Source organism: Cupriavidus sp. GW822-FHT02D05 (assembly GCF_058802485.1).
In genome coordinates this window covers 1-12,456 of sequence record NZ_JBXAOE010000009.1, presented here as the reverse complement: position 1 = coordinate 12,456, position 12,456 = coordinate 1, and the positions used below count along the sequence as shown (strand labels likewise).

At 60.2% G+C, this 12,456-nt stretch carries 18 protein-coding genes; all 18 read right to left on the bottom strand.

Translation table 11 applies throughout. From position 1 onward, the window contains the following. Window positions 1–60: 60 nt before the first annotated feature. Window positions 61–444: a hypothetical protein gene (locus AC1RQK_RS13600; RefSeq protein ID WP_492809337.1), complete on the bottom strand. Its 384-nt coding sequence runs from the start codon at window positions 442–444 to the stop codon at window positions 61–63. A 235-nt stretch (window positions 445–679) separates the two neighbouring features. Beyond that, window positions 680–1,153 (bottom strand): hypothetical protein, encoded by a 474-nt coding sequence (locus tag AC1RQK_RS13595; RefSeq protein WP_416046901.1) that lies wholly within the window; start codon window positions 1,151–1,153, stop codon window positions 680–682. Between the two features lie 9 nt (window positions 1,154–1,162). Further along, a complete protein-coding gene (locus AC1RQK_RS13590) occupies window positions 1,163–1,543 on the bottom strand; it encodes a hypothetical protein (protein WP_492809336.1) in 381 nt (126 codons plus the stop codon). Window positions 1,544–1,729: 186 nt separating this feature from the next. Then, window positions 1,730–2,152: a hypothetical protein gene (locus AC1RQK_RS13585; RefSeq protein WP_492809335.1), complete on the bottom strand. Its 423-nt coding sequence runs from the start codon at window positions 2,150–2,152 to the stop codon at window positions 1,730–1,732. Window positions 2,153–2,273: 121 nt separating this feature from the next. Next, window positions 2,274–2,753 (bottom strand): outer membrane lipoprotein, encoded by a 480-nt coding sequence (locus AC1RQK_RS13580; RefSeq protein WP_416046967.1) that lies wholly within the window; start codon window positions 2,751–2,753, stop codon window positions 2,274–2,276. Window positions 2,754–3,154: 401 nt separating this feature from the next. Beyond that, on the bottom strand, window positions 3,155–3,415 hold the full coding sequence (locus tag AC1RQK_RS13575) for a DUF5983 family protein (RefSeq protein WP_492809334.1): 261 nt from the start codon (window positions 3,413–3,415) through the stop codon (window positions 3,155–3,157). 216 nt (window positions 3,416–3,631) lie between these two features. Next, window positions 3,632–4,420, bottom strand: coding sequence for a PRTRC system ThiF family protein (locus AC1RQK_RS13570; protein WP_492809519.1), 789 nt, complete (start codon window positions 4,418–4,420; stop codon window positions 3,632–3,634). 14 nt (window positions 4,421–4,434) lie between these two features. Next, window positions 4,435–5,079 carry a PRTRC system protein A gene (locus AC1RQK_RS13565; RefSeq protein WP_492809333.1) on the bottom strand — a complete coding sequence of 215 codons (645 nt, stop codon included), beginning with the start codon at window positions 5,077–5,079 and terminating at the stop codon, window positions 4,435–4,437. 2 nt (window positions 5,080–5,081) lie between these two features. Then, window positions 5,082–5,804 (bottom strand): PRTRC system protein B, encoded by a 723-nt coding sequence (locus tag AC1RQK_RS13560; protein WP_492809332.1) that lies wholly within the window; start codon window positions 5,802–5,804, stop codon window positions 5,082–5,084. Continuing rightward, window positions 5,801–6,811 carry a PRTRC system protein F gene (locus AC1RQK_RS13555; protein WP_492809517.1) on the bottom strand — a complete coding sequence of 337 codons (1,011 nt, stop codon included), beginning with the start codon at window positions 6,809–6,811 and terminating at the stop codon, window positions 5,801–5,803. Before AC1RQK_RS13555 ends, AC1RQK_RS13560 begins: the two co-directional genes overlap by 4 nt. Window positions 6,812–6,840: 29 nt before the next feature. Continuing rightward, entirely contained in the window at window positions 6,841–7,041 is a 201-nt protein-coding gene (locus AC1RQK_RS13550; protein WP_253927780.1) for a hypothetical protein, read from the bottom strand. A 10-nt stretch (window positions 7,042–7,051) separates the two neighbouring features. Continuing rightward, complete coding sequence (locus AC1RQK_RS13545) at window positions 7,052–7,267, bottom strand: PRTRC system protein C (RefSeq protein WP_492809331.1); 216 nt, start codon at window positions 7,265–7,267, stop codon at window positions 7,052–7,054. Between the two features lie 9 nt (window positions 7,268–7,276). Beyond that, a complete protein-coding gene (locus AC1RQK_RS13540) occupies window positions 7,277–7,750 on the bottom strand; it encodes a PRTRC system protein E (RefSeq protein ID WP_492809330.1) in 474 nt (157 codons plus the stop codon). Between the two features lie 46 nt (window positions 7,751–7,796). Further along, entirely contained in the window at window positions 7,797–9,488 is a 1,692-nt protein-coding gene (locus tag AC1RQK_RS13535; RefSeq protein WP_492809329.1) for a PRTRC system ParB family protein, read from the bottom strand. Window positions 9,489–9,946: 458 nt separating this feature from the next. Further along, window positions 9,947–10,267 (bottom strand): hypothetical protein, encoded by a 321-nt coding sequence (locus tag AC1RQK_RS13530; RefSeq protein WP_416046879.1) that lies wholly within the window; start codon window positions 10,265–10,267, stop codon window positions 9,947–9,949. A 255-nt stretch (window positions 10,268–10,522) separates the two neighbouring features. Further along, a complete protein-coding gene (locus AC1RQK_RS13525) occupies window positions 10,523–10,888 on the bottom strand; it encodes a hypothetical protein (protein ID WP_492809328.1) in 366 nt (121 codons plus the stop codon). A 414-nt stretch (window positions 10,889–11,302) separates the two neighbouring features. Further along, window positions 11,303–11,794: a hypothetical protein gene (locus AC1RQK_RS13520; protein ID WP_492809327.1), complete on the bottom strand. Its 492-nt coding sequence runs from the start codon at window positions 11,792–11,794 to the stop codon at window positions 11,303–11,305. 451 nt (window positions 11,795–12,245) lie between these two features. Beyond that, window positions 12,246–12,456 (bottom strand): Rid family hydrolase (locus AC1RQK_RS13515; RefSeq protein WP_492809326.1); only part of this gene is annotated, 211 nt, incomplete at its 5' end.

The following is a 12,456-nucleotide window of genomic DNA, read 5'->3' as shown; positions in this document are numbered from 1 at the left end:
CTGCTCCGGGGAGCAAGGCCCCAACGGGGCATTGCCCCGTCTGGGTTGGAAGGAAATGGCTCAGGCGGCTGCCCGGGTCCGGCGCTTGGCCGGAAGCTGGGCGCGAAGCACAGCAGCAGCGCTCAGCAGCTCGGCCGACACGACTCGCCAGACTTCGGCGCGTCCGGTGCCGTCAGGGATTTGTCGGACGGCTTCGAACAGGCCGCTGGCCAAGAAGGAAGCCTTCAGATCCGTCGGCAGGATCCAGCCGGCCTGAACGACGAACTCGTCCTCAGCCAGTTCGACCTGCGGCACGTTTGCGGTCAGCATGCCGTAGGGCATGCCGTCATCCGCGTCCGTGAGGCGCAGTGCGATGCGGCGGTTGCCGCTATACAGCTGGACGTCCAAATGGACGCCGGCGGGTTGGCCGGTCAGGCCTGCGCCGTAGATTTTCCGTGCGATCATGTTGGGGTAACTCCGGGTGTGGATGCGAGCTGCCCCGGCGGGGCACGCCCCGCGTGATAGACAAAAAAAAAGCGCACCCCGGCTGGGGTGCGCTTCATGGATGGCCCGGCAGTACCGGGCGACATCGTTGGATGGCTGAGCTGTCAGTCCTTATGGTAGCGCCGACCATTTCGGTCGACCCACAGGAAAAACGCGGCCAGTCCAAGCGCCAATACTAGAACAAATGGTCCGAACATCACTTTTCTCCCTTGGAAAGGACGGCTCCTACGGCAAATAATACAACGCCAGTCACAAAAAGGCTTGCGGCGTTCAATACCGACGCCCAAGACCATCCGGGCTTGCCGACCAGATAGCCCGCCATGCCGATGACAGCCGAAGCAGACAAGGTATGGACGAAGCGACCGTACTGCATCCGCTGGTCCTTGGACGGTAGAAACACAGCCAACTTTGCCTCCTGCCAGAATCCCTGCTTGGCGATTGCCTGCGGGTCGACTCTGTAGCCGCCATCCTCACCGATCGCCAACGGATACTGGAATCCATTGTCGAGCAGCACGAGGACATACTTCTCCCCGTTAGCCTCGGCGTCATCGATCAGGTCAGCCAGACGGGCGGGCAACTCCACCCTCCCTGCTCCCACATTGTGGTGTACGGAACAGGTGAACTCGTCGCCGCTGGTGGTCTTGAGAATTACCTTTGCGAGCTTGGTCATGGCACCCCCTTAACCGCGCCGGCCAGCGACCGCGCGAAGCGAGGTCAACAGGTCGGTGTAGCCTTGCGGGGTGTCCAACGAGTCGAGGCTCACGACATTGTCGCGGCCACCGCTCATATCGCCGCGACCGCGGCAAGTGCGAAAGGAAACGCTCGCCGCATGCCGGTCGGGACCGTGTGCGATCTGAACGCACAGTGTCTCAGTATGCAACGAGAACACTTCGACCTGGTGGCGGCGCTGGCGTCGGGCTCGGATGTCGAAGTCGCGTTGACGCAGCGACAAATCACCGGCGAAACGACGAAGCACGCGTGACGCATCACGCTGCAGGGTGGCACAGGCCGAACGGTTGTCCGGCACGTGTGGATGGGTAAAGGATTTGGGGATCTTCATGGTGTTTCCAGAGAAGCGCGAGACACCAATCCCCAACGGGACGATGTCCCGCATGGGTAGGGTCTGGGCAAGCCAGACATAGGTTCGATGCGTCGAAGACGCGGTCAAAAGCGTTTGCCGAAGCGCAGATACGTTTCCGCAAGCGCTCTTTTATGGTGGCCAGGCACCTCGCGGCGCCCCACCATTTCAGACGAGATCCAATGCCTCGGATATCACCCTAGCGATCATGAATGCGAGGTCGGAGCCGAAGACCTTGGCACACAGCAGCTTCTGTGCGGCCAGATACTGCCCGGAGGCGTCCGTCACGAGATGGATTCTCTCGACGTTTACGGTCCAGCCTTCCGACCAACCACGGAAGACAGACACAGCCAGGCGGTCGCGGCCACCAAGTTCCGGCCATGGTGAATCTGCGCGCAGACCGTGGATGCGCTCGTCGTCCCGGTAGCGATTGGTGGCGGTAATCCATTCGGGCTCGATCTCCATGCCGCGCAGCAAGACATAGATCTTGGATTCGACTTGCTCGACCGTCAGGCCGCTCGTTTCGATCGGGGCGACCTTGGGGCGCCGGACAACGGTGCTGTGGGTAGCAGTGAGTGTGGAATGCAACATGGGGGCTCCTTGAAGCGGAGCGCTCCCCGTCGCGGGAGGCGTCCCGCGGGGTGCGTTGAATCGGTTGGGTTGAAGCGAGGGAGCGAAGAAGTGGGGGACCGGCAAGTCGGTCCCCTTGGCATCAACGCGTGAGTCGATAACCGTTTCCGGCCGCGACCAAGTAGACGCGGTCTCCAGCATTGAACTGCTGGTCGGCATCTTGCGTGATAGCAAGCTGGCGGCCATTGTCCGTGCGGACAATCACCTCCAGCCCGGCACGCTTGCTGACATGCTCGGCGACCTGCTGCGACACGAAGCCGCCTGCAGCGCCAGAGAGCGCACCGACCAGGTAGCGACCGTTGCCACCACCGATCGTGCGGGCGCCGAGCAAGGCACTGAGGCCGGCACCGATCATCCCGGGAAGACCGCTGCTCGCGGAGAGCATGCCGTCATTGCCGGTGATGGTGACCTGGCGCACGCGTACCACCGTCACCATCTCGATGTCCCCTTTACGGAGGGCTTCGGAGGTGCGATAGACGTTAGGCGAGGTCTGTTGCGTGGCGCAGCCGGAAGCGAGCGCACACAGTGCAACGAAAAAAGCGATGGAGAACGTGCGGATCATGATGGCCTCAAAAAAAAATAGGCCAACATGCCCACGGGCAGGATGGCCCGTGGTGGGAGAAAAAGCTGTGCCGACGGTTGTCGGCAGGTGTCGATGCGTCGCAGACGCGGTAAGTACTTCTATGATAGCAGCGAACCTCGGCGCTGCGAAGCTTCAACTAGTTGGTCGCATGCAGCAAAGCCGACCATCGGAATGCTCGCCGAATTCGATTTGCAGAGCTGCTGGCGCCGGCTCGATGATCGAAGTCGATCGGCATTTGTTGCATTGCGCGACTAGCTTGCGGCTTGGCTCGCGCTGAGCGCTGTACATCCGGAAGAGGCCGTGGCCACAATTTCCGCAGGCCATCGGCTCCATGTTGGTCATCATCGTTGGCCCCTGATACGGTGACTAAAATTCCGGCTCTACCGCCACTCGTAAGTCGGGAGTCCTTCGATCTCGTCCGCATCGCAATCGAAATGCAGCAGTGAGGCACCGAGAGCGCGTGCGCGCTCCAGAATCGTCTGCAGGTCAGACGGAACCTGATCGCCGACCTCGCCGGACGTAGGTACCCGTACAAACAGGCCGGTGTCGACCTGGCCGATCACGGGAAAGCGAGCGAATCCGCAAGCGGTGTGCTGCGTCAGATGGGCGGTGGACAGCATAAGGTAGTGCTGGATGGACATGGCGTCTCCTGAAGGTACTGGAAACGGGGAAACCATCGCCCGAACCGGGGATAAGAATCCCCGTGGGTGGTGTGCTTGCGCAGGCAAGCGATTCGATGCGTCGACGACGCGGTGTGTGCGTCCATTCTAGCAAGTGCCAAACCAATTGCTCAAGACCGTCCTGGGCAAAAAAAGCGCCGCCCCCCATGATTCTGGGGAAACGGCGCCGCTTCAACATCATGCTGCTCTCTTCTTTCTGGACGGAGGCACGCACTTGACCGCATCGTAGCCAAAGCGTGCCCACGCAGCTGGATCGATGGGCAGCGGGTTAGTCCGACCAGCCTGGAGGTTCACAAACACCCCGGAATAGCTCAGCGAGCCAGTCCGGAACAATGTCCAGAGCAAGTTGAACGCCTGCACGGCGATGGCTTGGTTAATCACCAGCGACTGCTTGGCCAACGCGTCCGCCATCGAGCAAGAGGGAGCGACATCAACAGCATCGCCCCGCGGGTTTAGCAGGTCGGGGAAGAGGTCTCCAACATGGGGAAGGCGATCCGGACCGCGAACGCCAACCTCACCCAGGATCACCTGGCCACGGTCTGTCTCGTTGCCGCAATCCAGGTAGTAACGGACCTTTCCCCGTTTGGCAGCACCCAGGATGGCTTTGCGCCCAGTGCGGGTGTCCACGCAGCCAATCACCAAGTCGCAGCTCAGACGGTCCGCGCTGGCGAGCCGCCGGGTCCGCGCTTCCCAGCGCGTGCCCATCAGCAGGTTCAGGCGGTTGACGATCAGCGATGCCTTGTACTGCCCGACATCGTTGGGGTAGAAGCCCTGCCGGCCCACGTTGGTCTCGCTCACCGTATCGTCGTCCAACACAGTGCAGTCGATCCCACCGGGGTGGCCAAGCTCCAACATCGCATGGTGCAGTCGTGCCAGGTTCGGAAGCAGCGCGCTGCCAGTGCCGCCGGCGCCCACCACCACCACGCTCCAAGCACGGCGCGTCATGGCTGATGGGACACTGTGCAAAGTAGTGGATACCGTCACAGGGCGACCTCCCGTTTCGAAACGGCATGCCGCCAGGCCACTGGGACATCGGCGACCGGTTCAAGGATCCCCTTCGCACATAGCCGCACTTTCATCGACGGAGAATGACTCCCACAGTTTCCAAGCACGAATGCGAACTTCACGTCGTGCTGATCGTCGGTGTCGTCGGTACGCGAGAAAAAGGCTTCCGAGGCGCCGTGCGAGTGGCAATCCATGACCAATGACTCGCCGGCATCCAGCTCCGGCCGGTCATAACGCAGATGGCCAGCACTATGCTCCAGCACTCTCACTGGCACTAGCCGGAAAGTATTGGTATCACGGCGCCAGGTAATCCAGGCACCCGCCTCGTTCGGCATGGTCTGCCGCGCAAGCGCGGCAAACTCACCAATCAGCGCGGGCGGCACCTTTCCGCAGAACAGCTCGGTGCACACCTCAACCTTCCCATACGGAATGGCTGTCGAGACATCGAACTGCGCGACACGACGCACGAGGTGCAGCCAGGGACGGAGGATCTCGAGGAACAGGCCATTGCTGCCGACCACAAGCCTCTCTCCGTTGGCCTGCATTGCCTGCAGGCTACCGAAGCGCGGCATCATCACAGTCGGGAACGACTGCTGCAACGTCAGATCCATAGGATGCATCACTAAACTCCAATTTTGCCGGCGATCAGGTCGCCAAGCTTCTTTTTCATAGGGATAAGGACTTGCTTGGGATAGGAAGGGAACTTCCCGTCTAGCATGTCCCGCCAAAACGCGAAGGCACCGTCCGCATAGTCGACACGCTTGCCACCGGCATTGGGATGGGTGAACGCGGAGGAGAAGAAACCGGCCTCCCAGCCGGGAATGGAAGCCACGTCAATCTGCTTGGGCATATGCGCGTTGCCGACGCAGATCTTGCCGTTGTCCCACGTATTGAAGTACGGGGGCTCGTGCAACATCGTGTCGGGCAGCGGCCGTTCGTCAGCGCAGAGGCTAAAGACGCGAAAGCCACGCTCGGAAGCCTGGAATACCAGGCCCGGGTGCGGCACCAGCTCACTGCGAGTACCAAGCTCCTTGCATTCGAAGAACACACGGCGCACTGCAGGCGGACACCACCAGGTAACCGCATGTGGGCTGATCGACAACACGTTGGGGGTCAGAAACTCCCCCTTCGGCAGCGTGGCCGCGGCAACCTGGGTGACGGCGTGAATCAACGCCCGGCGGTTCAACGGCGTGCCGGCGCCGATCTGCGGGCGCTGGGACTTGTCATCCAACGTCACCACGTGCGCAGTGGCGTAGGAAAACTCGCTTGGCCTGGGCCCATACAGCAGAATGGCCCCTTGCAGGGCCACCTCGTTCGTGCTCTTGTCGGAGACAATCTTGGTCATTGGTTCGGATCCGGATAAGAAAGTAGAGTGAGCACCCGGTCAAGGCGTGCCATGACATCGAAAGCGATTGCCCAATCCGCATACTGCGCACGGATGGACTCGAGTGTGGTCGCAAGAGGGACAAACATCTGATACATCGTGCAGTCGCCAGCGTTGCTCAGGCATTCAAAATGGTCATCAATTACCTCTTCCGCATAGCCGCCGGGAATGGTGACGATCGACGCTGCGGCATAGGCAGGCTCGCCCCACTGTGCGTCGCCAAATAGCCGTTGCGCTTTGCTCCGCGCCAGCTGCTTCTTCAAGGCCGCTAGTTCGAGACAAAGGCTGCGCGCCCAGCCGCGCTGACGCGCGGCGACCGCCATCAGAGCCTTACCGGAAAGCTCCCGAAAGATGCCCCCAGATCGACGATCGACCCGCATGTACTTCGGCAGGAACTCGTCCGGCGCCATTTCCGCCCGGACGACCGAAGGCAGGTAGCGCTCGACGTCGGAATCTCCGTCTCCGTAGCGCTCTGCCAGCCCCTCTCTGACGTCCTCGTCGGTGGCGCTGGTTTCATACTCCCAGTGCCAACGGCCGAACATCTCGAGGTAATCATCAGGCGCACGCACATGCACTGTCCTGCTTGATGCTTCGCGCACCAGCGCCATGGCAGTGCACAGCAGCCCCGGGCACGTTGCACGCAGCACGTCGGCCTTGTCGCCGATGACAAAGACGCTCTCTTGGGGCATCACAATGCCGAGATAGGCCGGCGCGTCCAGGCAGTTCTCCCCCCCGAACTGTTGGACCTCGGCACATACCGCACCGTGGTCCAACAATTCGAAGCCGAAATTCAAGCGTTGGCACCGCGATCGATGTCGCCTAATCCACGCGGTGATACCCTGTGCAAGGGCATCACCGGCGCACAGGGCTGTCTTAACGTCCCTTGGGCGAAGCACCCCAGATTCAAAGTGCGCAAGCGCGAGCGCGGCGAGATCAACATCCCCCCCGCGCTGAACAACCGCGCGCACAGGGACGCTGTCCGTCACGGAAGGCAGTGTCAGAAAACCATTGGCAGATCGATGTCTGGCAGCGGCAGGCTGTCGCGATGTCGTCCATCGGGAGAGGTCTGCTGTGAAGCCCGAATCAGTGAACCCAGAATCGAACAGCATTCCTCGTTCTCCTTGTCAAAATGAAAAACCGCCCTGACGGGCGGCTTGTCGTTGGAAAAGCCCCCGGCCGGGTCGGCCAGGGCTTTCATGAGATCGCGCTTACGCACGGTTTCCCTTCGCGCCCGCTGCGCGGACAAAGGTGTAGCGTGCGGTGTCGCCTTGGTGCACCGGGCCATCCACCGCAGCGGTGGTCAGCTCGGGGTACTGGGCGGTGTACATGTCGCGCACTTGGTCCGCCGAGAAGGTCGGGCCGGGATCAGGCAGGGTCATGCCGTTGTAGATGAACTCGCGAACGAGCGTCTTCACTTCGATCATGGCATCTCCTTAGATAAGGTCAGCGAGGTTGGTGCCGGTCGGCTTGGCTGCCGCCGCAGATACAACAGCGTCACCCGTGGCATTCGACGCAGAGGCGACTTCCGACGACGAGCCATTCGCTTCGCTGTCATCGTCACCATCCTCCGAGGAGACCTCCCCGCCGGCCTTACCCGCATTCGCCAAGGCCTTGGTGGCCTTGTTCGATTGCTTGGCAGTTGCCGCCTTCAGGATCGAAGCGGTGGCTTCAATCTGATCGACCAACTCCACACGCGCAGCAACAACCGACTGCATCGCAGCCGTGAAGCTCTCGTCGAGCTCCTGTGGTGTGCCCGTGAGGACCATCGGTGTAGCCAAGGCGGGGTCGGTTGCATTCTTGACGACCGGGGCCACAAAAACGGTCAGGCTATCCCCTTGCGGGGTAATGGTCAGGACAACCTTCTCGCACGTACGCACGAGCGTTGCCATTTCCTGGAAAAAGGACATGGGAAACCTCTAAAAGAATGGTGGATGTAGACCGCCGGACGGCGGCTTAGAAATGCAGGACCTTGGGCAGCTTGCCGGCATAGTCGAAACCGTCGACAGCCAGCAGTGCCGTGACCAAGTCGGTCTTGGATTTGGCAAAGAGTTTGGTGAAACCAGCACCGATTTTTTGGCGCAGGCCCAGCTCATCCGCGATCACCTTCATCTCGGATTTGGTCAGCAGCTCCAGAAAGTCCTTCGATTGCTGAAGGTTCCAGTGCTGTGTCAGGTCAAGCTTGTGGTATTTGCACAGCGTGACCAGGTGGTTCACCTCAATACCTTCGATCGCTGATACTGCGAGGGCGATTGTCAGGTTGTGGCGCTGCCCAGCCTCCAGCGCGTGGACGCCGTGCAGGTTGGCTGCCAGATCGATAGACGAAGCCTTCTCGTCGGCGATCTTCTCAAAGAGCTTGCCCATGCTTTCGGCTGAGATGTTCCGCGACAAGCCAGTCATGCCCATGGCGAGCAGGTACTGATTGGCCACGTTCGGATCCTTCGCCACCTCGCGGCGCAAAGCCTTGCGCCAGAGAGCCACGCGATAGGATTTGACGCGATCGGTCTCCGACACGGCCGTGACCGGCTTTTCGGATTCCTGCGTCTTCGGCTTACCGCTGGCAGTGGCCTTGCCGGCCTGAACGGCAGCCGTCGAGGAACCAGCCTTCCCAGCTTTTGCCCCTTCAGCCTTCACGTCACGGTCGGCCTTGAGGCGCGCCGCCACCTTTTTAGTGTGGCATGGCGTATCGAAGCATTGGCCGCGGAAGACCCTGCCCAACGAATCGGGCAGCCCGCTCACGGCGGCGCCGAAGTTCTGGCAAGCGTGGCAAGCCTTCGCCTGCTCATCACCCACCCCGGTTGGGCCATCGGCCAGCAGCTGGATGCGCGTGTGGTTCTCACCGGCACGCACGATCCGGACAACCGGATACTCGTCCTTGAGGCCGTAGGCGACGGTGCTGAGCTGCTTCTCCGTCTTTTCCTTGTAGCAGGCGGCGTTCGTACAGTTGCCGGACGCGATCGCCTCGCCAAACATCTCGACTTGCATCGAGGAGTTGTGCGGGCACTGCGCGCACTCGGCCTTATCGAAGATTGCGGCTGCAAGGCTGCAGGCGACTTGTTCGATCGTCGCCTTGAGCTCGGCGACCGACTTACCCTCGCTGGTAATGACGGGCAGAAGCGTGTCCTGCTTCTCCTTAGCCAAAGTGGCCAGAAGCTCGGCGTGCCCAAGATTGATCTGCTCGCGGGAGAGTGCTTGGAGCACCAAGGCGCTGCAGTTCATGAGCGCAAGGCGCTTGTCGAGCTTGGAGCGCGACCAACCGATTACGCGAGCGGCCTCCTCCCGGTCTCCCTTGAGCTTGCCTACAAGACGGGCAGCCCAAACGGCTTCGTCCGACGGCGCCATGTCTGCGCGCTGGGCGTTCTCGATCAGCGCAAGCATGTCCGCAGTCTCGTCGTCGACATCCTTGACGAGGACCGGCATGTCATAGTCGAGGCCATGTTCTGCCTCGGCCGCATCCAGGCGGCTCTCGCCTGCGATATGTTCGTACTCGTACTCGCCGTCCGGCTCGATCGGCCGAACCAGGATGGGTTGAATGACCCCGTGAACCTTGACCGAAGCACGCAGTTCCATGAACTTGGCTTCGTTGCGGTGGGTGCGGGGATTCACCCTGTGACGGATCTTGCGCAGGGGGACAGTGAAATTGGACATTGTGGGGTTCTCCGAAAAGATAGGGAACCCGTTGCCGCACCGGGAACAGGTTCCCGATGGGGTAGAAAGAATCGTCGTTGGCTGGTCCGCGAGCGGCCCAATCCAAGTTACAGCAAAAAGCTTTGCACCAGGTGGTGCGTGGTCGATGCGTCAATGACGCGGTTGATGGCGAGAGAATACCGCAACTGCGCACGGCGCGCCAGAGGGCGACGATGAGCCAACTCAGCATCAGGCGCTGGTCAACAGATCTTGGAATCCCCCGAGTGAAACGAAGGTCCCAGTTCGGCCCATCTCGGCCACGCGTACTCTACGCTGCAGACGACTGAAGGTCATTGCGAATCGGTCATTCCCGCGCTGACATGATCGAGCCTGTATGAGCGCGGGTTCTCGCCTTCCAGCATCAGGCGCAGCTAATTTTCCGTATGACCGTCCACTTTGAGTCTCCTCGCAGAACGCATTCAAGCGTTGGACCAACCAATTGCGACACCATTGTGACCAATGACAACGAAGCCACGAAAATCCCGATCGGCTAAATGAATCTCGCCTTCTCCCCAGTGCGCGGCAGAAAATACTGCGGCTTCGTTCTTGCTAAGGTAGTCGCCGAGCTTTCGATGTACTTCAACAAGAACGCGCTCTGCTGGAAGATACTTGTCCAGTAGGTACAGTAGTTCCTGTTTCCGAAGGCCTTCCGGCCCAACGATGTGTATCCATTCTCTTGACGCCGCATCAACAGGCGGGAAATGATGACGCATAAGTTCATGAACGCGCCGCGGATTCATGGCACCTCTCAGGGAAATCCCGACTTATCGGCGGGCAGACTTGAGATATTAACTCACTTTCCGTGTCGAGCAAGCCGCGAGGGCGATGTGAGTTATCCGCATAGCGCCGTTGATGGCTACGCCAATGCTTCGCCTGGTGTTAACAACGGGGACGCACTCAAAACGCCGCAAGTATGTGTCCTGGCTAGAGCGACGACCAAGGCCAAAATCGAGCAGCGGATCTCAACGCTTGAGGCCTCAGGAGCCTGACCAATCCTATAGTTGATTTTCTCTATAGTACGTATCAACAAAGATAAGTGCTTTCTTCTCCACGTCATTCAGTTTGAATCTTTCTTCCTCTCGCTCCAACCTATACTTACGATCAATTCCCAACATGACGTTATGTATCTCCAGCGGAAGCGGCGCCACGGAATCTATGAAGCATACCGAGCCATCACCGCACACAGCGCCCCCTGTCCGCCGATCAAACTGAAAGCGATATTGAGTTGTTACCGTCCGGACGTAGATGATGGCTTCGTCAATCCGAGTGGCGAGGCAAATTAAGCTGGCTCCATTCGGGCTTTCGGCATGAAAGATATCGCCCACATCAAGCTTTTGGAGGAGGGTTTCTCGTTCAGTCATCGCTCGATCTCCTGAGGCCTGATGTTGCTTCGCACTTTCCCCGACACGCTACCAGGAGCTCGTCGGCTTGTACGTGCGTTGGAGAACACAGGAAACCGGTCGACGGTTGCTGCCTGTAGCATGCCGCGATGGCCCAACACACTAGGCGACGTGTGTAGTCGCCTTCGAAGGCGGTTTCGTGGTGCGGACCGGCCGTCCGAGCGAGTCATGGAGCGGCCGAACGACGCCTTCTGGCCGGTCACGGTCGGGTGCTCGTCGCGAGGCTGCGGCCGTCTCTGACAACCCTGAACCGCCTTTTGAGCTCGAGACACCGTAACGACCGCTTCCGATGTAAAACCTAAAACCGCCGCTTGCCTGGCCGAGTTGGCTGGAGAATGATTGCTCCAGGCGGATAGCGCCATCCAGCGGGCAGGTTCATCCGACCGGCAGACGAACCCGCTTGGAGCAAGCGGTCGCAATTGGGGCGAGCGCAGGTGACTCGACCTTGGACAGCGCTGCTAGTGATTTCCGCTCATATTCTTTAGCGACCCCAGGTTCTGGCTCGAGAAAAGGCGAGGTGCAGATGTTCGCCAAATCAAATCCATGACCGACCAAAGCTAAGACCCGATTTGGTGTTTTTGGGAGGGCGAGCGCCACGGCATAGTCGAGGGCTAGGGATGCGCCGGCATCTGAAAATGGTCGAAGAGCGGTTGCAACCTTTAGCCACGATGTGTCGCCGGACTCAATACCAGAGAGCACGTGGCCAAAGTCCTTCTCATGTTCCCACAGATCCCAGAGCACATTATTCCCCCCCTCTTTGGCGATGCGGGCAATCAGATTCTCTGCAGAAGTTTCCGAGTTACCCGCGGCGAGAGCCGTCATAGGAAATAGTGCAAGGAGCAGAAGGATTTTGGCTAGTTTTCTCATAGAACGCGTTTTCACGTGCCGCACGGTGCAACCAAACGAGATGGGGGCGAAAGTAGCCCTCAAATTTCAAATTTTCTTCTCATCACCGCTTCATACAGAATAACAAGGGGCGGCCGGCTTGTGCGTGCGTTGGGAAACACAGGAAGCCAAGCGATGCGGCCCGTGGCATGCTGCGACCAGACACACAAGGCGAAGTGCGTAGCCGCCGTTGAAGGCGGCTTTGTGGGTACTCCGGTCGTCCGAACGTCTTAGGCAAGGGAAGACCGAACGACGCGTTATGGCCGGCAGGCGACGGCTGTGATCGAGGGGCGGCAGGCCGTACCCGACCCGGAGCCGCCGTTCGATACCAGCCCGGTGTTACGTCTCTTTTCGACGCGCAGCCGTCATTCCGCGGTGGGAACACCCCGGCCCGTCGTTCGGGCAAGACGCCGCGGCTCGCTTGACCGACGCGTCAATCATTGCGCGGAAGCTTCGCAACGACCTTGATCTCAAAGTCGAAGCCGTAAAGCCATGTCACTCCGACTGCTGTGAGCGTAGGATGCGGCGCGTCGCCCCAGAACTCCGGCACGACCTGCCAGACGCGCTCGAATGTCGATTGCGGATCGACCATGAACACCGTGACGTCCACCACATCGTCGAACGTGCATCCGGCCTCGTGCAGG